Annotated in this window: 23 protein-coding genes, 1 pseudogene and 2 riboswitches; of the genes and pseudogenes, 12 read left to right on the plus strand and 12 right to left on the minus strand. The window is 65.2% G+C overall.

What is annotated here, in order from left to right; translation table 11 throughout:
• Positions 1–23: 23 nt before the first annotated feature.
• From G6R19_RS18125 to mnhG, 6 genes are read left to right on the plus strand one after another with little or no spacing between them, the layout of a single operon-like run.
• Positions 24–3,116 carry a Na+/H+ antiporter subunit A gene (locus G6R19_RS18125; protein ID WP_163167552.1) on the plus strand — a complete coding sequence of 1,031 codons (3,093 nt, stop codon included), beginning with the start codon at positions 24–26 and terminating at the stop codon, positions 3,114–3,116.
• Positions 3,113–3,634, plus strand: coding sequence for a Na(+)/H(+) antiporter subunit C (locus tag G6R19_RS18130; protein ID WP_163167554.1), 522 nt, complete (start codon positions 3,113–3,115; stop codon positions 3,632–3,634). Before G6R19_RS18125 ends, G6R19_RS18130 begins: the two co-directional genes overlap by 4 nt.
• Positions 3,631–5,235, plus strand: coding sequence for a Na+/H+ antiporter subunit D (locus G6R19_RS18135; RefSeq protein ID WP_163167555.1), 1,605 nt, complete (start codon positions 3,631–3,633; stop codon positions 5,233–5,235). Before G6R19_RS18130 ends, G6R19_RS18135 begins: the two co-directional genes overlap by 4 nt.
• Entirely contained in the window at positions 5,232–5,777 is a 546-nt protein-coding gene (locus G6R19_RS18140) for a Na+/H+ antiporter subunit E (protein WP_163167557.1), read from the plus strand. The genes G6R19_RS18135 and G6R19_RS18140 overlap by 4 nt, the downstream gene beginning before the upstream one ends.
• Complete coding sequence (locus tag G6R19_RS18145; protein ID WP_163167559.1) at positions 5,774–6,052, plus strand: monovalent cation/H+ antiporter complex subunit F; 279 nt, start codon at positions 5,774–5,776, stop codon at positions 6,050–6,052. Before G6R19_RS18140 ends, G6R19_RS18145 begins: the two co-directional genes overlap by 4 nt.
• Complete coding sequence (gene mnhG / locus G6R19_RS18150; protein ID WP_163167561.1) at positions 6,042–6,452, plus strand: monovalent cation/H(+) antiporter subunit G; 411 nt, start codon at positions 6,042–6,044, stop codon at positions 6,450–6,452. Before G6R19_RS18145 ends, mnhG begins: the two co-directional genes overlap by 11 nt.
• Before the next feature lie 69 nt (positions 6,453–6,521).
• Here the strand turns inward: mnhG and G6R19_RS18155 are convergent, their stop codons facing one another.
• The 7 genes from G6R19_RS18155 to G6R19_RS18185 form a co-directional block, all read right to left on the minus strand.
• Positions 6,522–6,785: a DUF4235 domain-containing protein gene (locus tag G6R19_RS18155; RefSeq protein WP_163167563.1), complete on the minus strand. Its 264-nt coding sequence runs from the start codon at positions 6,783–6,785 to the stop codon at positions 6,522–6,524.
• 122 nt (positions 6,786–6,907) lie between these two features.
• Positions 6,908–7,123 (minus strand): CDGSH iron-sulfur domain-containing protein, encoded by a 216-nt coding sequence (locus G6R19_RS18160; RefSeq protein ID WP_163167565.1) that lies wholly within the window; start codon positions 7,121–7,123, stop codon positions 6,908–6,910.
• Positions 7,120–8,184: a glycosyltransferase family 2 protein gene (locus G6R19_RS18165; RefSeq protein WP_163167566.1), complete on the minus strand. Its 1,065-nt coding sequence runs from the start codon at positions 8,182–8,184 to the stop codon at positions 7,120–7,122. The genes G6R19_RS18160 and G6R19_RS18165 overlap by 4 nt, the downstream gene beginning before the upstream one ends.
• Positions 8,181–9,242, minus strand: coding sequence for an iron-containing redox enzyme family protein (locus tag G6R19_RS18170; RefSeq protein WP_163167568.1), 1,062 nt, complete (start codon positions 9,240–9,242; stop codon positions 8,181–8,183). Before G6R19_RS18170 ends, G6R19_RS18165 begins: the two co-directional genes overlap by 4 nt.
• A gap of 82 nt (positions 9,243–9,324) precedes the next feature.
• Positions 9,325–9,783 carry a DUF4383 domain-containing protein gene (locus tag G6R19_RS18175; protein ID WP_163167570.1) on the minus strand — a complete coding sequence of 153 codons (459 nt, stop codon included), beginning with the start codon at positions 9,781–9,783 and terminating at the stop codon, positions 9,325–9,327.
• Positions 9,784–9,903: 120 nt separating this feature from the next.
• Positions 9,904–10,113 (minus strand): hypothetical protein, encoded by a 210-nt coding sequence (locus G6R19_RS18180; RefSeq protein WP_163167572.1) that lies wholly within the window; start codon positions 10,111–10,113, stop codon positions 9,904–9,906.
• Between the two features lie 89 nt (positions 10,114–10,202).
• Entirely contained in the window at positions 10,203–10,745 is a 543-nt protein-coding gene (locus G6R19_RS18185) for a heme-degrading domain-containing protein (protein WP_163167574.1), read from the minus strand.
• Between the two features lie 72 nt (positions 10,746–10,817).
• Positions 10,818–10,958: riboswitch (TPP riboswitch) on the plus strand.
• A 65-nt stretch (positions 10,959–11,023) separates the two neighbouring features.
• Here G6R19_RS18185 and G6R19_RS18190 point away from each other — a divergent pair.
• The 3 genes from G6R19_RS18190 to G6R19_RS18200 are packed head-to-tail and all read left to right on the plus strand — an operon-like array spanning position 11,024 to position 14,000.
• Positions 11,024–11,647 (plus strand): ECF transporter S component, encoded by a 624-nt coding sequence (locus G6R19_RS18190; RefSeq protein ID WP_163167576.1) that lies wholly within the window; start codon positions 11,024–11,026, stop codon positions 11,645–11,647.
• A complete protein-coding gene (locus G6R19_RS18195) occupies positions 11,647–13,203 on the plus strand; it encodes an ATP-binding cassette domain-containing protein (RefSeq protein ID WP_163167578.1) in 1,557 nt (518 codons plus the stop codon). The genes G6R19_RS18190 and G6R19_RS18195 overlap by 1 nt, the downstream gene beginning before the upstream one ends.
• Positions 13,200–14,000 carry an energy-coupling factor transporter transmembrane component T gene (locus G6R19_RS18200; RefSeq protein WP_163167580.1) on the plus strand — a complete coding sequence of 267 codons (801 nt, stop codon included), beginning with the start codon at positions 13,200–13,202 and terminating at the stop codon, positions 13,998–14,000. Before G6R19_RS18195 ends, G6R19_RS18200 begins: the two co-directional genes overlap by 4 nt.
• Before the next feature lie 20 nt (positions 14,001–14,020).
• On the opposite strand, the gene G6R19_RS18205 is transcribed toward G6R19_RS18200, so the two are convergent.
• A complete protein-coding gene (locus tag G6R19_RS18205; protein ID WP_240341958.1) occupies positions 14,021–14,881 on the minus strand; it encodes a hypothetical protein in 861 nt (286 codons plus the stop codon).
• 154 nt (positions 14,882–15,035) lie between these two features.
• Here G6R19_RS18205 and G6R19_RS18210 point away from each other — a divergent pair, with 154 nt between their 5' ends.
• Both G6R19_RS18210 and G6R19_RS18215 read left to right on the plus strand, forming a co-directional pair.
• Positions 15,036–16,559, plus strand: coding sequence for a UDP-N-acetylglucosamine 1-carboxyvinyltransferase (locus G6R19_RS18210; RefSeq protein WP_163167582.1), 1,524 nt, complete (start codon positions 15,036–15,038; stop codon positions 16,557–16,559).
• A gap of 67 nt (positions 16,560–16,626) precedes the next feature.
• Entirely contained in the window at positions 16,627–17,856 is a 1,230-nt protein-coding gene (locus G6R19_RS18215) for a glutamate--cysteine ligase (protein WP_163167584.1), read from the plus strand.
• A gap of 76 nt (positions 17,857–17,932) precedes the next feature.
• Here G6R19_RS18215 and G6R19_RS18220 read toward each other — a convergent pair.
• Positions 17,933–19,643: pseudogene (locus G6R19_RS18220) on the minus strand (DUF222 domain-containing protein).
• Between the two features lie 212 nt (positions 19,644–19,855).
• On the opposite strand from G6R19_RS18220, the gene G6R19_RS18225 reads away from it, so the two are divergent.
• Entirely contained in the window at positions 19,856–20,158 is a 303-nt protein-coding gene (locus G6R19_RS18225) for a DUF1905 domain-containing protein (RefSeq protein ID WP_163167586.1), read from the plus strand.
• A gap of 119 nt (positions 20,159–20,277) precedes the next feature.
• Here G6R19_RS18225 and G6R19_RS18230 read toward each other — a convergent pair whose 3' ends face one another.
• From G6R19_RS18230 to G6R19_RS18240, 3 genes are read right to left on the minus strand one after another with little or no spacing between them, the layout of a single operon-like run.
• Positions 20,278–21,486, minus strand: coding sequence for an O-succinylhomoserine sulfhydrylase (locus G6R19_RS18230; RefSeq protein WP_163167588.1), 1,209 nt, complete (start codon positions 21,484–21,486; stop codon positions 20,278–20,280).
• On the minus strand, positions 21,487–21,897 hold the full coding sequence (locus G6R19_RS18235) for a rhodanese-like domain-containing protein (protein WP_163167590.1): 411 nt from the start codon (positions 21,895–21,897) through the stop codon (positions 21,487–21,489).
• A complete protein-coding gene (locus G6R19_RS18240) occupies positions 21,894–22,172 on the minus strand; it encodes a DUF1737 domain-containing protein (RefSeq protein ID WP_163167592.1) in 279 nt (92 codons plus the stop codon). Before G6R19_RS18240 ends, G6R19_RS18235 begins: the two co-directional genes overlap by 4 nt.
• Before the next feature lie 13 nt (positions 22,173–22,185).
• Positions 22,186–22,300, minus strand: a riboswitch (SAM riboswitch).
• Positions 22,301–22,364: the final 64 nt, after the last annotated feature.

A 22,364-nucleotide genomic window follows, 5' to 3' on the forward strand; every position in this document is an offset into this window, starting at 1 on the left:
TTCCTAACGTTGCGGAGATAACAGTGATCACAGTCCTTGCCGTGCACTTTACGGTGGCTGTGGTGGCGCCGTTCCTCTTCAGGGCATGGGGCCGCAACGCTTTCTACGCACTGGCGGCTGTTCCCGCTGCCTCCTTTATCTGGCTGCTGTTCCAGCACCGCCCGGTTTACTCCGGGGACGGGGCGGTCGCCGAAGTGGTCCACTGGATTCCGGGCCTCCAGCTTGAGTTCGCCTTCCGGATGGATGCCCTGGCATGGGTCATGTCCCTGCTGGTGCTGGGCGTCGGCTCGCTGGTCCTGGTCTACTGCGCAAGGTACTTCAAAAAGAAGGACCAGGACCTTGGCGCCTTCGGAGCCCAGCTCCTGGCCTTCGCCGGAGCCATGTTTGGCCTGGTGGTGGCGGACGACCTCCTGCTGCTGTTTATCTTCTGGGAACTCACCACCATCCTGTCCTACCTCCTGATCGGATTCGCCCGCACCAGGCTCGCAGCGCGGCGGTCTGCACTCCAGGCATTGATGGTCACCACCGCGGGCGGCCTGGCGATGCTGGTGGGCCTGATCATGCTTGGCTACGCGGCCGGCACCTACCGCATCTCGGACATCCTCCAGCAGGCGCCTGCGCTCATGGGCGGACCTGCGGGCTCCTTGGTGGGTGCCGCCGTCGTCCTCATCCTGGTGGGTGCCATCACCAAATCGGCGCTGGTTCCCTTCCATTTCTGGCTCCCCGGAGCCATGGCGGCCCCCACCCCGGTCAGCGCCTACCTCCATGCCGCAGCGATGGTCAAAGCGGGCATTTACCTCGTTGCACGGCTGGCCCCGGGCTTCGCCGAGACGTCCTTCTGGCAGCCGGTGGTGCTGGGCCTCGGACTGGCGACGATGCTGGTGGGCGGCTACCGGGCGCTCCGGCAGACCGACATCAAGCTCATCCTTGCCTACGGCACGGTAAGCCAGCTCGGCTTCCTCACCATGGTGGTGGGGCTCGGCACGCCGGACGCGGCCCTCGCCGGCCTGGCCATGCTGTTGGCCCATGGCCTGTTCAAAGCCACCCTGTTCCTGGTGGTGGGCATCATCGACCACCAGTCCGGAACCCGCGATGTCCGGAAGCTTTCCGGGGTCTTCAAGTCCTCGCGCGCCCTGGGAATTGTGGCCGGCGTCGGCGCCGCGTCCATGGCAGGCGTGCCGCTGCTGGCGGGCTTCGTGGCCAAGGAATCGGTGCTGGAGGCCTTTGTCCACCACGCAAGCGACCCTGCCGCCGGTCCCTGGGGGATGGTGGTCCTGGCCGGGCTGGTCCTGGGATCCATACTGACCTTCGCGTACAGCGCACGCTTCATGTGGGGTGCGTTTGCGGTCAAGGCGGGAGTCGAGCCCACACCCTTCAAGGCCGTCAAGCCCTCTTTCCTCGCCGCGCCGGCCATCCTCAGCCTCCTGACCATTGTCTACGGCCTGTGGCCGGTCCCTGTGGACGCGTGGATCCAGCCGTACGCCGCGCTGTTTGCTTCGTCCGCTCCCGACGCCGGCACGCCCGCTGAGCAGGCGGGCCACCTTGCGCTGTGGCACGGTTTCACGCCGGCGCTGGGTTTGACGGCTCTCACTTTCGCGCTGGGCCTGGCGATGTACTTTGGCCGCAGCGCGGTTTCGCGGGCCCAGTCCCTGGTGCCGCCGTGGGTGGACTCGGACAAGGCCTACCAGTACACCATCGGGGCATTGGATGACGTGGCTGTGTGGATTACCGGACGCACCCAGCGCGGTTCGCTGTACTACTACCTCGCCGTCATCCTCAGCGTCGCCTTTGTGCTGCCCCTGGCGGCCATCCTGCTGGCGGGCAAGCCGCTTCCGGACGGGATCTACCTTGTGGATCCGGGCTCTCCGCTCCAACTGGTGGTGGGTGCAGGCATCGTGATTGGCGCCCTGGCCGCCGTCAAGGCCAACAAACGGTTCCTGGCGGTGCTCATGGTTTCCGTCACCGGCTACGGCATCGCACTGATGTTTGCCCTCCAGGCCGCCCCGGACCTGGCCCTCACCCAAATGCTGGTGGAAACCATCGTCCTGGTGGCTTTTGTCCTGGCGCTGCGGAGCCTGCCGCCCGAGCTTCGGGACCGCACCGGCGGCAGATACCGCGTGGTCCGCGTCATTATTGGCCTCTGCTTCGGCGTCACCATGGTTTTTGCCGCGATCTACGCGATGGGCGCCAGGACCGCCATCCCTGTTTCGCTGGAGTTTCCGCGCCTCGCGTACGAGGGCGGCGGGGGACTGAACATCGTCAACGTCACGCTCGTGGACATCCGGGCCTGGGACACCTTCGGTGAAATCACCGTCCTTGCCCTGGCAGCAACAGGTGTCGCAAGCCTCATCTTCGTCCGTGGCCGCGGCGACCGGATCAAGAACTCCGCCAGCGTTGCCGCCGGCACTGTGGGCCGCTACCGCGGAGCCAGCCCCGGTTCCCGCGACGCTGCTGCGCTGGCCGTGAGCCGGAAGTTCGCCGCGTCTGCACGGGACGCGTGGATTGTGGCGGGCAGGACCCTGGCCCCGGAACGGCGCTCCATCATCTTCGAGGTGGTTACCCGGCTGATCTTCCACTCCATGATCATCTTCTCGCTCTACCTCCTGCTGGCCGGCCACAACCTTCCGGGCGGTGGCTTCGCCGGTGGCCTCACCGCAGGCCTTGCCCTGGCCATCCGCTACCTGGCCGGCGGGCGGTTCGAACTGCGCGAGGCCACCCCCATTAGCGCAGGCGCCCTGCTGGGGGTCGGGCTGGCAGTCGCCGCAGCCTCGGGCGTAGTGCCCTTGCTGCTGGGCGGCCAGGTGTTCCAGACCGCCATCATCGAACTCTGGCTGCCTGTGTTCGGAGACATCAAGTTCGTCACGTCCACCATCTTCGACATTGGTGTCTACATCGTGGTGGTGGGCCTGGTGCTGGACGTCCTGCGGAGCCTCGGAGCCGAAATCGACGAGCACTTTGAAAAGGGATCCGCCGCGGTGTCCCATGACATGGCCGACGACGGGCAGGAAGTTGCCGCGGACGCGCACGCAGCAAGCATGACAGCGCCGGCCGCGCCGGCACGGGAACAGAGGCCGGAAGGCGTCTCCGCAGAGACCACCGCAAAGGGCCAAGCATGAGCATAAACCTGACCCTGCTGATAGTTATGGGTGCCCTGTATGCCTGCGGCATCTACCTAATTTTGGAGCGCAGCCTCACGCGGGTGCTGCTGGGACTGATGCTCCTGGCCAATGCCACCAATCTGTTGATCCTGGCGACCGGCGGATACGCCGGGCTTGCCCCGCTGTATTCGAAGGAGATCGCGGCCCAGGACTACAACGATCCCCTTCCCCAGGCGCTGATCCTGACGTCCATTGTCATCTCCTTTGCCGTCACGGCCTTTATGCTCGGCATCATCTACCGCACGTGGGTGCTGGCCCGCCAGGATGAGATCCAGGATGACGTGGAAGACCGCCGCGTGGCGGAAACGCCAAGCTTCGACGCCGAGGACGATGCCGAGATCCCTGCCGAGACCTCCGAGTTCCCCGTGGCAACGGTGGTGGCCGGCGGCCGGGAAATGTCCGCTGAGAGCGCCGCCGCAGAAGAAAAACCCGGCTCCAAAAATGTGGCCCTTGGCCCGGAAGGAGGCGGAAAGTGAACATCGCAAGCTTTGCCCCGCTCGCCGTCGTACTTCCCATCCTGGGCGCCGCCCTGACCTTCCTGCTGATCCGGCACTCACGGGCGCAGCGGGCGGTCAGCATCGCGCTGCTGTCCCTCACGCTCCTGCTGGAATGTTTCCTGCTGGCCTCCGTCTGGGACGGCGGAACGGCTGCCGTGACCATCGGCGGCTGGCTGCCGCCATGGGGCATCGTGATGGTGGTGGACCAGTTCTCCTCGCTCATGCTGGTGGTGTCCTCGGCCGTGAGCCTCGCCGTGCTGGTGTACGCCACAGGGCAGGGCATGGCCGACGGCGACCAGGACGCGCCCGTCTCGATCTTCCACCCCACCTACTTGATCCTGGTGGCCGGCGTCTCCAACGCGTTCCTCTCGGGGGACCTGTTCAACCTTTACGTGGGCTTCGAGATCCTGCTGACGGCAAGCTACGTCCTCATGACCCTCGGCGGCACTGGGCCGAGGATCCGCGCGGGCGTTACCTACGTGGTGGTGTCCGTGGTGTCATCGGTGCTGTTCCTGATCTCGATCGCCATGATTTACGGTGCCACGGGAACCGTCAACATGGCCGACCTTGCCGTCAAGCTAGGCGAACTGGACCAGGGGACCAAAACGCTCCTGCACGTAATGCTGCTGGTGGCTTTTGGCATCAAGGCGGCTGTCTTCCCGCTGTCCTTCTGGCTGCCGGACTCCTACCCCACGGCGCCCGCGCCGGTTACTGCCGTGTTCGCAGGCCTGCTTACTAAGGTGGGCGTTTACGCGATGGTGCGGACCGAGACCCTGCTCTTTCCCGGCGACACCCTTAACACACCCCTGATGGTGGCAGCACTGCTGACCATGGTGGTGGGAATCCTGGGCGCGCTGGCCCAGAATGACATCAAACGTCTGCTCTCGTTCACACTGGTGAGCCACATCGGCTACATGGTGTTTGGCCTGGCCATGTCGTCTACGGCCGGCCTGGGCGCGGCGGTCTTCTACGTGGCCCACCACATCACCATCCAGACCAGCCTCTTCCTGGTGACCGGGCTGATCGAACGCCGTGGCGGCAGCTCGTCCGTGGACCGCCTTGGCGGCCTCGCCAAACTCTCGCCCTTGCTGGCGCTGCTGTTCTTTGTTCCCGCCATGAACCTGGCCGGCATCCCGCCGTTCTCCGGATTCCTGGGGAAGGTGGGGCTGATGCAGGCCGGCATCGAACTGGGCACGCCGCTGGCTTACGCGCTGGTGATCGGCGGAGTTGTCACCAGCCTCCTGACACTGCTCGCAATCGCCAGGGTGTGGAACCGCGCCTTCTGGCGCAGCCCCAGCGACGCCGAACATCCGGATCCCGTGCTGCTGGCCCCGCCGATGGCAGCAGTGGCCGGCCCGGGCGCCAAGCGGAATACCGTAACCCTCCTGCCGCGCACCATGGTGGGTTCCACCCTGGGCCTGGTGGTCCTCGGCGTTGCGCTCACTGTTTTCGCGGGTCCGTTGTTCACCGTCTCCGACCAGGCCGCCGAGGACATGCTGGACCGGTCTTCCTACATCCAGGCCGTGCTGGGCGAGGACACCACGGTCCCCATGGTTCTCACGTCCGGAGGAGGAAAATGAGCCGCCGGCGCATCTCACTGCGCCAGGAACTTCCGCTCCTGGTGTGGCTGGTCATTGTCTGGGGCGCCCTGTGGCAGGACTTCAGCCCCGGAAACCTGCTGTTCGGTGCGCTGCTGGCCATAGCCGTAGCCAGGCTGTTCTATCTGCCGCCGGTGGAACTCAGCGGCCGCTTCAATATTCTCTACGCCGTCCCCTTCGCACTCATGTTCCTGGCCAAGGTAGTGGTTGCCAGCGCGCAGGTCCTGTACCTCGCAACAATGCGTGGGCCACGGGTCAGGAACGCTGTGGTGGCTGTGACCCTGCGGAGCCACCAGGATCTTTTGGTCACGGCCACCGGGCACGTGATTTCGCTGATTCCCGGGTCGCTGGTGGTGGAGGTGGACCGGTCCACCTCCACCCTCTACCTGCACGCGCTGAACATCAGCTCTCCGGAGGAGGTGGAGAACCTCCGGCAGGAGGTGCGGTCCATCGAAGCCGGGCTGATCAGGATCATGGGTACCAGGGAAGAACTCGAAGCCGTTCGTATGGAGGCAGCATCATGATGCAGACCGTCCTGGTTGTTACCGCCGTCATTTTCTCGCTGGCCGCCGCCGGCGCCATCATCAGGATTTCACGCGGACCATCGCTGCTGGACCGGGTGCTTGCCACAGACGTCCTGCTCGCCATCCTGGGCGGGGCACTGTGTGTGGACATGGCCGTTAATCGGCACCTGAACAACCTGATGCTCGTGGTGGCCATCTCCATCATCGGCTTCATCGGATCCGTGACTGTTGCCAGGTTTGTGGCCGATCGAAGGGAACAGCCCATTGAATCCTGAAGCCACTGCCCTCGACGGGTGGATCGACCTGCTGTCAGCCGTCTTTATGGTGGTGGGCGCCGTTATGTCCCTGGGCGCCGCGATCGGCCTGCTCCGTTTCCCGGACCTGCTGAGCCGCATGCATGCCGCCACCAAGCCGCAGGTGCTGGGGCTGTTCCTGCTGCTGGCAGCCATCGGCCTGCAAATGCGTACCTGGTGGGTGTGGCCCGTGCTGGTGGTCGCCTGGATTTTCCAGCTGTTGACGGTGCCGGTGTCCGCCCACATGGTGGGCAGGGCGGGCTATCGCACCAAGCACCTGCACCGCGAGCTGCTGACGGCCGATGAGCTGGAGGCAGTAGTGCAGAAAGCCGCCGCCAAGACCGCCCGCGAGGACGGTACCGGCGACGGCTCCCAGCCGTAGGAGTTTTTGTCCAGATATGCTGGCTTCCGAACGATGCAGCCCGGCTTATCTGGACAAAAACTACGTTAGTTAGACGATGTCCTTGCTCTTGGCGAACCGGGTGATGGCCCGCTGGGTGCCCCGGTTGGCCAGGACCTGGATGATGGTGCTGACCGAGGCCGAGATCAACGCGAACGTCAGCGCAGACTGCAGGCTGGTGGGGATGTCCTCGTCCTTGCCGGTAGGCGGCTTCCGTCCGGTGGACTTTTCCCAGATGGTGTTGACCAGCTTGGTTCCGACGAAGCCGGCGCCGAGGCTCACACCGGTGCCGAGCAGCTTGATGAAGAGGTTCATTCTTAGTACTCCTTGCGGGCGGAAAACGGGCTGACTTCAGCCTAACGGCATCAGTGGCGGGAGCCGGTGCGGTGAATCGCCGGTTCGCTGTGGGCGTTGTGCACTCGGTGGAGGAGCGCTGATCAGCCCACCGGCGGTTCCGTCCGGAACTTGATCATTTTATGGGTGCCATCGCAGTAGGGCTTGATGGCCGAGGCGCCGCAGCGGCACAGCGCTACGGTCTTGCGCTCGCGCGGGACGGGGTCGCCGGAGGGCGTCACGATCTCGAAGTCGCCCCGGACAATCAGGGGCCCATCGGGGCACACCACGATCGAGCTTTCGGCGGGTTCCTGGTTCATGGCTGCTCCTGGTCTCGGTTGCTGGCGGACGGCTTGATGTCTTGTTGGCGCACAGTGGCCAGTTTTCCGGAGTGCCTGCGCTGCAGTTCAGCCTCCGAATGGGCAGCGGTCCCCAGCCGTGTCCCGGCGTAGGGAATGCCGCCGCCCAGGCGGAATCCAAGTGCGATCCAGATACAAACAGCCCGTTCCAGGGCCCACAGCGGGGCACACCACACGGCCCGGAAAGGGAAGACGGCTGCCCCGTTGTTCCGGCGGCGCCCAATGCCGGCGATGATGACCGGCGCCGCCGCCAGTCCGAGGAAGGCCCGCCCGCGGCGCCCCCGGGGAAGGCAGGCTGCTGCGGCTACCGCCGGAAGCAGGGAAAGCTCCGCGGCGAGGCGGCGGGGCTGGGCGAAGTCATCGTAGGCCTGGCGGGTGCGCTGCTTGAGGAAGTGCCGCGGCCCGGGCGGCCTGCGGGCAATAAATAGGTCCGGCAGGATCTTTTCCCGGCCGCCGGCTGCCTTGACGGTCCTGATGAGCTCGAGGTTCTCGAAGAGCACGGGATCGTAGCCGCCGGTGGCCAGCAGCGCGCTTCTACGCACGGCCAGGGTTCCCGGGTAATCTGCGGACCATGCCCGGTTGATCAGCGTCCTGGCCGTGTCCCACCACGCGTGCCACGGCAGGGGTTCGAAGTAGTTTTGCGGCCGCACGATGTCCGCCGACTCCAGGTGATTGACGACGGCGGTGAGCGATTCGCGCGTGTAGCGCACGTCGTCGTCGGCTATCACCAGCAGCTCGGCCTTGGCGGCATGAACGCCTGTCATTACACCGGCTACTTTGCCGTTGGCGCCACTGCCCCTGTTGTGGCCGTCGCCGTCCTGCACCGGACGGATATGGCGAACGCCAGCCGGGAAGGCAGCCCGATGCCGCTCGAACAGTTCCAGAGCGGAGCCGTCCACCACGGTGACAGGGATCCACTCGACCAGGTGCCCAAGGTAGGCGGCCAGGTCCGGCAGTTGCGAATCCTCGGTCCAGCGCAGCGGCAGGATGTACTCTGCGGACACGATGCCCTTGGCGTTCATGCTGCCGCCGGCACTGCCGCCCTCAGCGAGGTCTCGCCGTTTTCCCAGCAGGCCAAAAGGTGCGTGGAAATCCTGCCGTCGATCGCCATTGCCGCCGTTGCCCCCAACAGGACATCCCCGAGTAACCCGGGCTCAGCTTCCACCAGCCCACCCGCAAGGTCACGGCCCGCGATCTGCTCGTGTACGGCGTCGGCTTCAACGTGCTCGTCGAAATAGTGGGTCACCCCGGTATCGAAGCCGTGCCGCCGGAAGCCGTTGCCGTACAGGCGGTTGGGCCGCGACGAGGTCATTTCGTAAAGTGCCAGGTGTCCGGTGATGGCACCGCGCAGCCGGCGGTTGAGCCCGAAGAGGGACATCATGTTCACCGCCGCGAGGGAGATGGCGGGTACCGCGTTCACGTAGGCGCCGTATTGGTCGTCCATTCCCAGCCCCCGCATGGTGCGGGCAAAGAGCGCGCTGTGCATCCGATCGGGGCGTCCTCCGCCGTACTCGTCGGCCTGGATCTCCACCAGCGCTGCCTTCGGCCGTCCGGTAAGCCGGGGGATGGCCCAGGTGTGCGGGTCCGCTTCTTTCAGCTGGTAGACGGACTTGTGGATGAGGAACTCCTTGAGCTGGTCCAGGCTCGCCTTTTTCGCCACGTAGCGGGACACGCTGGGCCCGGTATCGGTCCCGGCCAGCCCAAACAGGACGTCGGCCACCGCGTCACTGGTCATCTCCGCTGCCGGCGGCAGGTCCAGCTCCCCGGCTGCCGACTGGGCAGCGGCCCGTAGCGCCTCCTCGAACGGCCTTTCGAGCAGGCGGCGAACCTGGATGAGGCCCGGCTCCCACTCCCAGTCGTCGCTGACGCCTTCAAGGCCGGAGTAGTGGAGCTCATAGAGGCAGAAAAGTGCCAGCTGGACGTCGTCGTCCCCGATGACGTCTGTGGTTCCAACCAGCTCTCCCGTGACCAGCCGGCGCAGTTCTTCGACGCGCGTGGTGGCGTCGCCCGTGCCGGCGGTAACGGACAGGGCAGTGAACAGTGCGCTGCTGAGGGGACCTCGGGCTTCCGGGATTTTCATGATGCTCCTTGTGGGTGGCAGCGGTGCTGCCTGTGCTGCCTGTGCTGCGGGCGTCGGCGGCGGTTTCGGTTTGGCCGGCGGTTCACGTCCGGGGCGGCGTTTTCGGGGTAGTCCGCGGTGACAGCAGGATGGCCAGGATGATCATGCCCAGGCCCAAGGCCAGGTGCAGCCAATTGTCGGCGCCGTTGAGGGGGACAAAGTTGGCGGGGGTTTGATCACCCACCAGGAGTCCGTACAGCCAGAGGACCAGGTAGACAACGCCCCCGTAGATGAGGAAGCTCCTTGCCTGCTGGTGGGTCCGGGCCAGCAACAGTCCCGCCGCCCCGAAGGCCGCGTGCACGATGTTGTGCAGGATGGACACCTGGAAAACTCCCAACAGCAAGGCCCCGGAGCCGTACCCGGCCATGCCCAGGGCTTCATAATTGCTGGTGATCCCGGGGATGAACCCCAGGACACTTACCAGGAGGAAGAGGGCGCCCGTTGCAAGCGCTGCCTTCTGCAGGCCGGTCCTTGCTCCGGTTGCCCGGGTGCTGACTGTCATTGTCCTGTCTCCTCAAAAGCCGGGAGACAACATAGTAAGCATGGTTACTAATAAAAGCTAAGTACGCTTCTCATTTGTGGACTGCCAGCATGCGTCAGACCCGGCAGCCCATGGTGGCGCTCACCCCTCTGAGGTACTCCACAGATAAGGGTTGGCATGGTGCCCGCCGCGGCGGCCGTGCTCGTACCCTTGCTGCCAGGCCTTCCCCACGGCGGACACAAGTTCCGCCAGCAGGGGGTAGTAGGGGTGGTCCGGGCCGATATAGATCATTTCCTCGGCGGCCTTGTCCACCGCCGCACGCACTTGGTTTTCGGCTGCACGACCGATCATGGCGTCCTCCTGTTTCGGAACTCCGGCCGCTCGCCTTGAATGTACTCCCGGCATTCATGAGGAGTCCATAGTCCGCGTTGATGCTGCAGTCAGTCCGCCCGCATGGAACCATGGATCTCGCGCAGGGCCTGTACCACCAGGTCATGGTCCTGCACCTGGGGAAGCCCTGAGACAGTCACCGTTGCGACTGCGCCCACCCCCGTGACGTACACCGGGAAGGACCCGCCGTGCGCCGCATACCGGCTCTGATCGAACCAGGCGTTGTCCTCGATCCGTCCGCCCTTGAGCCGGGCGCGCAGCCCCACCAGGAGGGAAGGCACCTCATACCGGGCGGCCGTGCGCTGCTTCGCGCGGATCCAGTGCCCGTTGTCCGGCGTGGCGCCGGGCAGCGCCACATGGAACAGGACCTGTTCACCCTTGGTGATGTCGATCGCGATGGGAAACTGGCCCTCCTTGCCCAGCTCCACCAGCAACAGCCCAAGGTTCAGTGCATCGTCCAGCGAGAAGCCGGGAAACTGGAGCTCGTGGATTTCGCCTTCGATCCGGGCGATGAGCGCTTGCAGGGATCCTTCCTGCTGGATGGCATCGGAATCCGGATCGAACTCGGTCACATGCGGGGAATTGGCAGTCATGGCCCACAATCTACCCCTCCTCCGGTGTAAACTGGACCCCGCCCGCAAGGGCAAATATTTACCGACAGAATCATTCAACGACAGGGGAGCGCCGCCGTCGGGCATAACTGGCCATGCCAGGGACCGCAGGTGGGCGCTGAGAGTGCGGATAGCCGCAGACCCTCGAACCTGATCCGGTTAGTACCGGCGCAAGGGAGTCGAGTTCTCGAAGTGTGCGGCAACGGCGGCAGCGCCGGTTGCTGTATCCACTTTCCCCTCCTGTTCCTCAGGAGGATCGCATGGCAACGACAGCAATCAAGAAGACCACCGGCAAGTCCTGGCGCGTTGTGGACATCGTGGTGGCAGCCCTCATCGCCATCGCCGGCGGCGTTATTTTCTGGGCCTGGTCCCAGGGCGCAGCCGCAGTCTCGGCACCCATGAACGCCGTCTATCCGCCGCTTACCGGCCTGTTGGCCGGCGGCTGGATGATCCCCGCGGTGCTGGGCATGCTCATCATCCGAAAGCCGGGAGCTGCACTGTTCTGCGAGACCGTGGCCGCCACCGGTGAACTGCTCATGGGCTCGCAGTACGGCGCCTCGGTGCTGTTCTCCGGGTTTGTTCAGGGCCTGGGAGCCGAGATCATCTTCGCGATCTTCGTGTACCGGAAGTTCAACCTGCCGGTATCCTTGCTCGCCGGCGCCGCTGCCGGACTTTTCTGCGGCCTGAACGATTCCTTCGCGCCCTGGGGCTGGAACATCGCCTACTCCGGCGGGGACAAGCTGGCCTACATCATCTTCACTGCCATATCCGGCGCCGTAATCGCAGGAGCCCTGTCCTGGATCGCCACCCGCGGCCTGGCGAGGACCGGTGTCCTGAGCTCCTTTGCGTCACGCAAGGCAGCATCGGAGCCCGTCTTCTCCTGATGACTGCTCCTTCCCTGCACGGCTCTGCGGTGGCGGCGCGGCCGGCTGCAGTCACCGCCAGAGGCTGGGGCTGGCGGCACGCCGGGCGGTCCAAGCCTGCTGTCCGCGCCCTCGACCTGGACATCCAACCGGGTGAACGCGTCCTGCTCCTGGGCCCGTCCGGCGCAGGCAAGTCCACGCTCCTCCACGCGCTGGCGGGGGTGCTGGGGGATGCGCACGACGACGACGCCGAGGCCGGCGATTCCGATGAGTCCGGTTCGCTGCTGATCGACGGAGCCTCCCCCCGGGAGCAGCGCGGCCGTGCCGGGCTGATGCAGCAGGACCCGGAGACCCAGGTTGTCCTCTCGCGCGTAGGTGACGACGTCGCCTTCGGCGCCGAGAACCTTGCCGTGCCCCGCGATGACATCTGGGCCCGCGTGCATGAGGCGCTGGACGACGTCGGGCTTTCCCACCTGCCGCTGGACCATCCGACGTCGGCCCTGTCCGGCGGGCAGAAGCAGCGCCTTGCGCTGGCGGGGATCCTTGCCATGCGGCCGGGGCTGATCCTCCTCGATGAGCCAACCGCCAACCTGGACCCTGCCGGAGTGGTGGAGGTGCGCGACGCCGTGGGCCGTTGCCTCGAGAAAACCGGGGCAACGTTGGTGGTGGTGGAGCACCGTGTGGCCGTGTGGAAGGACCTGGTTGACCGGATTGTGGTGCTGCAGCCCGGCTCGTCGACCGATTCCGGCGTGTTGCTGGATGGGCCGCCGGATCAGGTCCTCAGCGAAGCCCGGAGCATGCTGGTCGCGGCCGGAGTCTGGGTGCCCGGCTACGTCCCTCCGACGCGTCTCCGTGCTGCCGGTTCGGCCCGCGGGACGGGCGACCTGCTGCTTGCCGCCGAGGAACTGGCGGTGTCGCGTGAGCGTGCGCGCCGCAAGGGCTTCCGGAAGGTGGCGCCGGTGCCGGTGCAGCAGGGCATCTCCGCCCAGGTCCGGGCCGGGCAGGCGCTGGCAATCACCGGGCCCAACGGCGCGGGAAAATCGACATTCGCGCTGACCCTCGCCGGGCTGCTGGAGCCCGTTGACGGCAAGGTTTCCGCCACGCTGGCGCTCAGCCGGGGAGCTGGGATAGACCCTTACCAGTGGAAGGCCGAGCAGCTGATCGAGCGCGTGGGTACGGTGTTCCAGGAGCCTGAGCACCAGTTCGTCACGGGGAAAGTACTGGACGAACTGCTGTTCGGCCCACGGCACCTGGGCCACGGGGAGGAACGGGTGGATGAACTGCTGGAGCGGCTCCGGCTCACGGGGCTCGTTGACGCCAACCCGTATACCCTTTCGGGCGGCGAGAAACGGCGGCTCTCCGTAGCCACGGTCCTGGCCGCGCATCCCCAAGTCCTGGTCCTGGACGAGCCGACCTTCGGGCAGGACGCCAATACTTGGGCTGAGCTGGCATCCTTCCTGTCCGAGCTCCTGGACGAGGGCACGGCCGTAGTGTCCGTGACCCATGATGCCGAGTTCACGGCAGCGCTGGGCGGAACGGAACTGCGGCTGGCTGCTGCGGCGGCGGTGGCGCAATGAGGCAGGAGCTGAACCTGCGCGGCAACCATGCCCTGCTGACCCGTGCCAATCCGCTGAGCAAGTTCGCCGCCGTCTTCCTGATCACCGCAGTGCTGGCGCTGTCCATTGACTGGGTGTCCGCGTCGGTGGCGCTGGCCTTCGAGTTCCTGCTGTTCCCTTTGGCGGGCCTCACCCTCACTCTGCTGTGGCAGCGGGGCTGGCCGCTCATCATTGCCGCCGCCGTGGGTGGCTGGAGCACCTCCATCCTGGCGCCGGACAGCGGAAAGACGCTTATCGACGTCGGCATCTGGACCATGAGCGAAGGCTCGCTGGAGCTGGGGGCCGGGTTTATGCTGCGGGGGCTGGCGATTGCGCTGCCGGCGGTCCTGTTGATGAGCTGCACCGATCCCACGGACCTGGCTGATGCGCTGGCACAGAAGGCGCGCCTTCCGCACCGTTTCGTGCTGGGGACCTTGGCCGCCATGCGGCTGGTGGGGCTGATGGCGGAGGAATGGCAGACCATCGGCATGGCCCGCCGTGCCCGCGGCGTCGGCTCCCGCGGTAATGCCCTCCAGCGGCTGAAGGCGACCCTGGGGCAGAGCTTCGGGCTGCTGGTTCAGGCCATCCGGCGTGCTTCCCGGCTTGCCGTCACCATGGAGGCACGCGGCTTCGGCGGCGGAAAGCGGACCTGGGCGCGGGAATCCACGTACAGCGCCCTCGACCTTTGGGTGCTGGCCGCCGGGGTGCTGATGGCCGCTGGAGCGTTTGTTGCCGCCATATGGGCGGGCACCTGGAACATGGTGTGGCTGGGGAGCTGACTGCCCACACGTCTGCTGATTCAGCCGCAGGAGTGGTTGTAGTCGAAGTTTCCCGTCACGAACTGGGTGAGCGTGACTTCGCCGCCTGCGGTCAGCGGTGGGCTTGCGCAATTGGCTTTGGCTCCGGTTATGGCGCGGGCCCCCGCCAGCCAGCTCGGCAGAGAGTACAGGTTGCTTGAGCTGCTGACGGTTCCCACAATCCGGCTCCATTGAAGGCCGGTTGAGTAGATCCCAACACCCTTGACGTCGATGCTGTGGAAGGAGTCCGTCATGCCCTCCAGGACTGCGCGGTTGGCATCCTTGTCCGTGGACCAGGAGTTTTCGGTTTCCACATCCAGCCACCAGACGTAGTCGGAGGGATTGCTGATTCCACGGATGTAAGCGTCGTCCCAGGCCTTGGCATAGCCGTACATGTAGGCGCACGCCGTGCCGTAGTCCCTTTCCTCGCAGGAGCCGTAGGGGTTATGGACGGCCGATCCTATCGGGTACTCGTTGCTGGAGGGCCACCACGAGCCGCTGCTTCCCGGGTTGGCGGTGTTCACGTAAAGGGACACCTCAGGCTGGGCCGAATTGCCGGATGAGGCAGCAGCCCACTCGAGCTGTTCCTGCAGGCAAGGATTGGTGTTGTTGGCCAACCCGTTGTTGACGCCGACGATGGCAAAAGCCTGGCCGGTAGGAAGGTCCCTGCGGCATTGGGGCCATGAGACATCGTTGCCCAGTGTTGACTGTCTGCCTTCCCCTGGCGACGGCGCTGCGAATGCCGGCCAAGCGGGGACCAGGAGCAGGATGGCGAACATCAGGCCCGCCAGCGTGGCTGCCGCCCGGGGGTCTCGTTTCCGGCGCATCAGCACCTCCGTCGTCGTCGGAGGAAGAGGTTCCATCCAGTCTCCTCCGGCCCGTTCGGTAGGGTCAACAACCGGCTAGACCGGAGGGGAGGGCACATTTTCTATCGCATGTAGTGGGTAAACGTTCTCCGCTGGGAGGGCTATCGGTCGATATCTGCTGCCGCTAACTCATTTATGATATATTTCTTGCATGACGCAGGAAACTACGGAACACGTTGCCGCCATGCTCCGGGACGCCCGGGGCGAGAAAGGCTGGACGCAGGGCCAGCTGGCCGCCGAGCTCGGAACCAGCCAAAGCGCCATTGCCCGGATGGAGCAGGGCAAGCAGAACCTGAGCCTGAAAATGATCCAGCGGCTCGAGACCATCTTTGGCCGGAGCATCGTCAACGTCGGCAAACCACAGATGACGCACCTTCGCGTGGAGGGTGGCCGCACGCTGTCTGGAGCCGTGGACGTCAACAGCAGCAAGAACGCCGGCGTCGCACTGCTGTGTGCGAGCCTCATTAACCGTGGGACAACCATTCTTCGCCGCCTTGCGCGGATTGAAGAAGTAAACCGCATCGTCGAGGTGCTCAGCAGCATCGGGGTCGAGTGTACCTGGCTCAATGATACCGACCTCCAGCTCCGCAGGCCGGCCGTCCTTGACCTCGCGGCGATGGACGTGGAAGCCGCCCGCCGCACACGCAGCGTCATCATGCTGCTGGGGCCGCTGCTGGACGAGACCTCCGAGTACCGCCTTCCGTACGCGGGTGGCTGTGACCTGGGCACGCGCACCGTAGAGCCACACATGCAGGCGCTGCGCCAGTTCGGCCTCGCAGTGGAGGCGACGGCCGGCTTCTACAGCGTCCAGGCTCCTTCGGCCGATACCCGCGACCGCTCCTTCGTCCTGACCGAGCGCGGCGATACTGTCACCGAGAACGCCATCATGGCTGCCGCTCACCGTGAGGGGACAACGGTGATCCGCAACGCCAGCCCGAACTATATGGTGCAGGACCTCTGCTTCTACCTGCAGATGCTGGGCGTGGCCATCGACGGCGTCGGCACCACCACCTTGAAGATCACCGGGCGTCCCATGATTGATGCCGAGATCGAATACTTCCCCTCCGAGGACCCCATCGAGGCAATGAGCCTCATCACCGCGGGTATCGTCACCAACTCCGAGGTAACCATCCGCCGGGTCCCCATCGAGTTCATGGAGATCGAGCTGGCCACGCTGGGGCAGATGGGCCAGCAGCTGGAGATCTCCGGCGAGTACATGGCACGCAACGGCCGGACCCGCTTGGTGGACGTGACCACCAAACCTTCCGAGCTGCACGCGCCGGAGGACAAGATCCACCCCATGCCGTTCCCCGGGCTGAACATTGACAACCTGCCCTTCTTTGCAGTCATTGCCGCGAACGCCAGCGGACAGACAATGATCCATGACTGGGTTTACGAAAACCGCGCCATCTACCTCACGGAGCTGAACCGGCTCGGTGCGCAGGTTCAGCTGCTGGATCCACACCGCATCTACGTCAACGGGCCCACCAAGTGGCGCGCCGCAGAGGTTGGCTGTCCACCGGCTTTGCGCCCCGCAGCCTGCCTGTTGCTGGCCATGCTGGCAGCCCGGGGAGTCTCCGAGCTGCGGAACATCTACGTTATCGAGCGCGGGTATGAGGACCTGGCGGAGCGGCTGAACACTATCGGGGCGAAGGTGGAGTACTTCCAGGACTGAGCATTCACGCTTCGTCACGAAGTCCGAAGGACCTTAAAAAGTCCCTCAGCTGCCGCAGAATGTGAGTATGCGAACATTCGGCGTTGAGGAAGAGCTCCTGATCGTTGATCCGGAGAGCGGGGAGCCGCTTGCCCTCGCTGACGCCCTGCTGTCCCTCCGCCGGTTGGCGGCAGACGACGCTCCGGACGACCCCCGGGACCTCGTAACGGAAGACAAAACCGTTTACGACGACGATGAAATGGGCCTGAGTGCCGAACTCAAGCTGGAGCAGATCGAGACCCAGACGCGCCCGTGCCTGGAGTACGGTGTGCTGCTTGACCAGATCCGGGCAGGGCGGGTGCTCGCTGACACGGCTGCCAGGAGGCACAATGCGCGGGTGGCGGCGCTGGCCACGTCCCCCCTTGGGCTGGCCAGCCACACCACCCCTGATCCACGCTATGCCAGGATGCTGGAGCGCTTTGGCCTGACGGCCCAGGAGCAGCTGACCTGCGGTTTCCACGTCCACACCTTTATTGAGTCACCCGACGAGGGTGTGGCTGTGCTGGACCGGATCCGTGACAAGCTTGCCGTCCTCACGGCCCTGAGCGCCAACTCGCCGTTCTGGAACGGGATTCAAACGGGGTTCGAAAGCTACCGCACCCAGGCATGGAACCGCTGGCCCACAGCCGGTCCCGCCGGTATTTACGGAACATATTCTGCCTACCGGAGGGTGGTCACCCGCCTCCTGGACAGTGGAGTGATGCTGGACGAAGGAATGATCTACTTCGACGCCCGCTTGTCCCGGAACCACCCCACTGTCGAGGTCCGTGTTGCAGACGTCTGCCTCCGGGCCGAGGACGCAGCACTTCTTGCCGTTCTCGTCAGGGCGCTTGTGGAGACTGCGAGCCGTGAGTGGCACGAGGGGGTTGAGCCTGCGCCGGTGCCCACCGTACTTTTGCGGATGGCTTCATGGCAGGCAAGCAGCGGCGGACTCAGCGGGGACCTCCTGGATTTCGGTACATTCCGGCCCGCGCGGGCCGCCGACGTAGTTCGTTCCCTGGTGGACTACCTCGCACCGGTATTGCAGGAGCAGGGTGAGCTTGCCCTTGCCCGTCAAGGTGTGGAGGACATCATCGCGCGCGGGACAGGGGCAGCTGAACAGCGCCGCATCCGCGACAGGGCTTTGGCTGCCTCAGCGCCGGAGGACCTGGGCTTTGGTGCAGTGGTCAAGCATGCGGTGGATGTAACCATGCGCGGCTCCGTTAATCCTTCGGCTGTCGACGGGTCCCCGGAATTACTGCGCGTCCGCCAGTCTTAGCGGGCAGAGGCAGCCGTATCCAGCCAGAGGTGCCAGTCCGGAAACGGGTCCCCGAACTACTGCTCGTCCGCCAGTCCTAGCGGGCAGAGGCAGCCGTATCCAGCCAGAGGTGCCAGTCCGGAAACGGGTCCTTGGGCAGTTCGTCTTCAGAAGGGCCAGGATCTTCCGGCACATCAAAATCTGGCAGGTCAAGGTCTTCCGGCGGGTCTAAGTCTTGCGGTGGGTCCAAGTCTTCCGGTAGGGCAAAGTACCCAGGCACGTACAGGTCCGAGGGCTTCGATTCAGCCTGAATGGAGACATCCCAAAGTTCCTCAATCCATTTCGGCCAGTGGGGTGGTTCCCAGTCCTGGTGTTCGCTTTTGTAGTGCCGGCCGGTGGGTGAGGTCCAGCCGGGCGGTTCATTTTTTGGTGGGCGGGGTGGGTTTCCAGCCGCTGCTGTGCCGAAGCTTGTGGTGTTTTGGACAGGGCTGTCCCAGGTTTGATATTCCGGTTGTGCCGCCTTTGTGCCAGGCGAGGATGTGGTCCGCTTCGTTGTCCAGTGAGTTGTTGTTGCAGCCGGGGAACGGGCATTTGCCGTCCCGCAGCTGCAACCAGTTCCGCATCGCTTTGGTGAGCCGGTAGCTGGTCCGGCCAATCTCCAGCGGAGCCCCGTCCCGCGGATCCACCAACACCCGGTAAAACGAGTCCGCCCCGTTACCGACGAGGTTCCGTGCCATCGAGGCCGGGATCGGGCCGAACCCGTCCAGCATCGCCGGCTCATCGGTCAGGCCCAGCAACGAGAACACCGGCACCGTGACCAGGACCTGCGCCCGAATCGAAGATCTCTTCCCGGGACCCTTTTCCTGCCCGCCGGCACGTGTGCTGTTGGCACTGTTGGCCCCGCTCTTGCCGAAACTGTTTCCGGCGCCGGAACTGGTGTTTCCAGCGCTGATCCCGGGCCCGGTATCCAGAAGCGCTGAAGTGTAGTTGTCGGCCCGGAGTTGGGTGAGGGTGCGGGGTTCGTCCGGTCCCTGCATGTCCCGGGAGATKGTGGTGAGCCGGTCCCAGAYCGCAGACGCCTGGTCCGCGGGCAGGCACGCGGCGATCCAGCCCATCCCGTCRCTGTCCGGCCAGAACYCGACCCGCCGGTCCGCCACACTCCTGGCGTGCCGCTTCTCCAGGCTCTCCGGGTGATGGCGTTCCCGCCACTGCCTGGCCTTGGYTTTGAACCGGTACGCCGGCATCTCCCCGACCGCGGCGGCCGCGGCGGGTCTCGGCRYGTCCGGGTCCAGGAAGTGCGCCTCCAACGCCGCCGCCCCGGCAGCATCAAGGCTCGCGGTCTGGTCCACCATGGTCCGGGCRTGCGCCCAGGAAATCGTCCCGGCCTGCAGTGCCGCCAGGGTCCGCGGCAGGGAGGTGGTCAGGGCATGGGAGTCGGCGAGCAGGGCACCGGCGGCCCGGTCACCGATCGCCAGCACACACCCCACCTCGGCGACCAGCGACCGGTCCTGCGCCGAAGCCTCCTGCGGAGACGAAGCCGGACCATTCAAAACCGCAGTGGCCGCAGCAAACACCGCCACCGCCTCCGTCTTCACCGCCGCCAGTTTCGCTTCCGAACGCCCCACCACGGCAAGAACTTCCAAAGCCCCATCAGCAACCCGCTGCAACGGATCGTCAGACTCAACCGCGGAACCGGGATCAGCGGCACCGGAAACAGCAGTATCGCCGCCAGCCAGCGCCGCCATAAACGCAGCGACAGCAGCCACAACAGCCGCCTCCGCCTGCACTACTGCCGGGTTCGTTTCCATACCCCCATCATGGCGAGGGGGTCTGACAAAACAGGGGCCTAAAAGTCCTCCTACTGGAAAAGGAATCAAAAAACTTTTCAGCCTGCACGGTTTAAGCCCCGTGGCTTGCCTGATGCTGGCGTCAGCGGGGTGAACAGGGCGGAGGGGAGCCCTGAACAGGGAAAATCAGTAATCGGTGGTGCCCCGGCAAGGAGGCGTGGCATACTCGGCGCGTGACGGCGTCGTACTCCTTCAGGACTGAGCTGTGGCTATATCCGGGCGAAGCAGGCTGGCATTTTCTGACGCTCCCAACAGACGTCGCGGATGACATCCACGAACAAAGCGCCGGCGCCAGCAAGGCATTCGGATCCGTCAGGGTGACCGCGGAGATTGCCGGACACTCCTGGCAGACCTCGCTGTTTGCGGACCAGAAAGCCGGTTCCTACCTGTTGCCCGTAAAGAAGGCCATCAGGGACAAAGCCCGGATTGGTGAAGGCGACGAGGTGGCCGTCCAGCTCTCCATCGAAGAGGTCTGATAAAGCCCCCGCCCACCTGGCCGCGAGGATGCTGGGGCCAGCTGTGTAGCTTGCGTCAGAAAAAGAAATGAGCAGCAGGCGGCAATGGTGCCGGAGCTCCGCCACAGCGCCAGGCACCTCTAGATCTGCTTGAGCGCCTGTTCCAGGTCGCCAATCAGATCGTCCACGTCCTCCAGGCCCACTGAAAGCCGCACCACACCGTCGCTCAAGCCAATGGCTGCCCGCCCCTCCGGACCCATCGCACGGTGGGTGGTAGTGGCCGGGTGCGTGATGAGGGACTTGGCATCCCCGAGGTTGTTGGAGATGTCGATGATGCGCAAACCGTCCAGCAGCGCAAAGGCGGCTTCCTTGCCCGAGCGGCCACCCGTCGTCGCAAGCTCAAGGGTGAGAACCGTGCCGCCGGCGCTCATCTGTTGTGCCGCCAGTTCGTACTGCGGGTGTGTCTTCAGGAGCGGGTACTTCACCCAGCTCACGGCGGGCTGCTGCTCCAGCCACTCGGCCAGCCGCAGGGCGGACGCCGATGAATGGTTGACGCGCAGGGCCATGGTCTCAAGGCCCTTGGTGAGCACCCAGGCATTGAAGGCGGACAACGACGGGCCGGTGTGGCGCATCAGCTGCTTGACCGGTCCCTCGATAAATTCCTTGGTACCCAGGATGGCGCCGCCCAGGACGCGTCCCTGGCCGTCGATGTGCTTGGTGCCGGAGTAGACGATAACGTCGGCACCAAGCTGCCCGCAGCGCTGCAGCAGGGGAGTCGCAAAGACGTTGTCGACGACGACGGTGGCACCTGCCGCGTGCGCGAGTTCGCTCACTGCGGCGATGTCGACGATTTCCTGCATGGGGTTGGACGGTGACTCGAAGAACACGGCAGTGGTGGGCTGGGACAGGGCGTCGCGCCACTGTTCCAGGTCAGGACCGTCGACGAACACCGTCTCCACACCCCACCGCGGCAGGATCTCGTTCAGGATCACAAAGCAGGAACCGAAAAGCGAGCGGGCGGCCACCACGCGGTCGCCGGCGGCCAGCAACGCGCCCAGGGCGGTAAAGACGGCGGACATGCCGGACGCCGTCGCGAAGCACGCCTCGGTCCCCTCGAGGAGGCGGAGGCGCTCCTGGAAGGTGGCCACCGAGGGGTTGCCGTAGCGGGAGTACACAAAGCGCTCGTCCTCGCCCGTGAAGGCGCGCTCGGCAGCGGCGGCGGATTCGTACACGAACCCGGAGTTCAGGAATACCGCCTCGCTGGTTTCCTGGAAGTTGGTGCGGTCCAGTCCGCCGCGTACGGCCTGGGTGTCGGGGCTCCAGCCGGCGGCGTCTTCGTTGAAGGTCACTTAGTTCTTTCCAAGGTTGGTGGGCAGTCCGCGGTTCTTCCAGCCGTTGACGGTGCGTTCGCCGTAGCGGTCCGGCTCGCCTTCAAAGCCCTCCAGCACGTTGTAGGAGGTAAAGCCGGCCTGGGTGGCGGCAATGGCGGCCGCGATGGAACGCTGCCCGGAGCGGCACAGGAATACCAGTTCGGTAGACGGATCCTCCGGCGCCTGCTGGGTCAGGGAGCTAATGAAATCAGGGTTGGGAATGCCACCCGGGAATGTCCACTGGATGAACAGCGGATCGTTGTCCGTGGCCTTGGTGTCAGGGATGCCGATGTGGGCCCATTCGCCCTCAGTGCGGACATCCACCAGGATGGCTCCCTGCTCCAGCTTTTCCCACGCCTCCCGGGGCGTGAGGTCTCCGGCGTAGCTCATGCGTGGCCCTCGCCGTCGAACTCGAGGTCTTCGCCTGCGGATTCGAGGTTATCCACTGCGGTGGCGACGGCCGCGTCGGCGGAAGCGATGGCCGCCGGCAGGACCAATGCCTGCGCCACGATCACCTGGCCGCCGTTGGACGTTGCGGCCGGGCTGCCGTGGAGGACATAGCCTTCAGCCAGGGCAGCGGAAATCCGTTCGCAGAAGGACCTGTCATCCGGTCCGGTGACAAGCCGGTAGGAAAGTCTTTCTTCAGGGGCAGGTGCGTCGGACACGACGGATCTCCTTCTCTCACGCTTGCAACTCGAATCGGTCGATATGCCGAGTATTCACCTGAGGCACCCCGCCGTGAAAGGAGGGTTGCCGACCGGCCAGTCAGGGCTTGGTGCCGGTACTCATTACTCCCCAGAAACGTAACACTTGGCGCGCAGGGCCGCACGGCCGCCGTCGTCATGTTCCGTAACTGA

The organism is Arthrobacter sp. Alg241-R88 (genome assembly GCF_900537115.1).
Classification (GTDB): Bacteria; Actinomycetota; Actinomycetes; order Actinomycetales; family Micrococcaceae; genus Arthrobacter.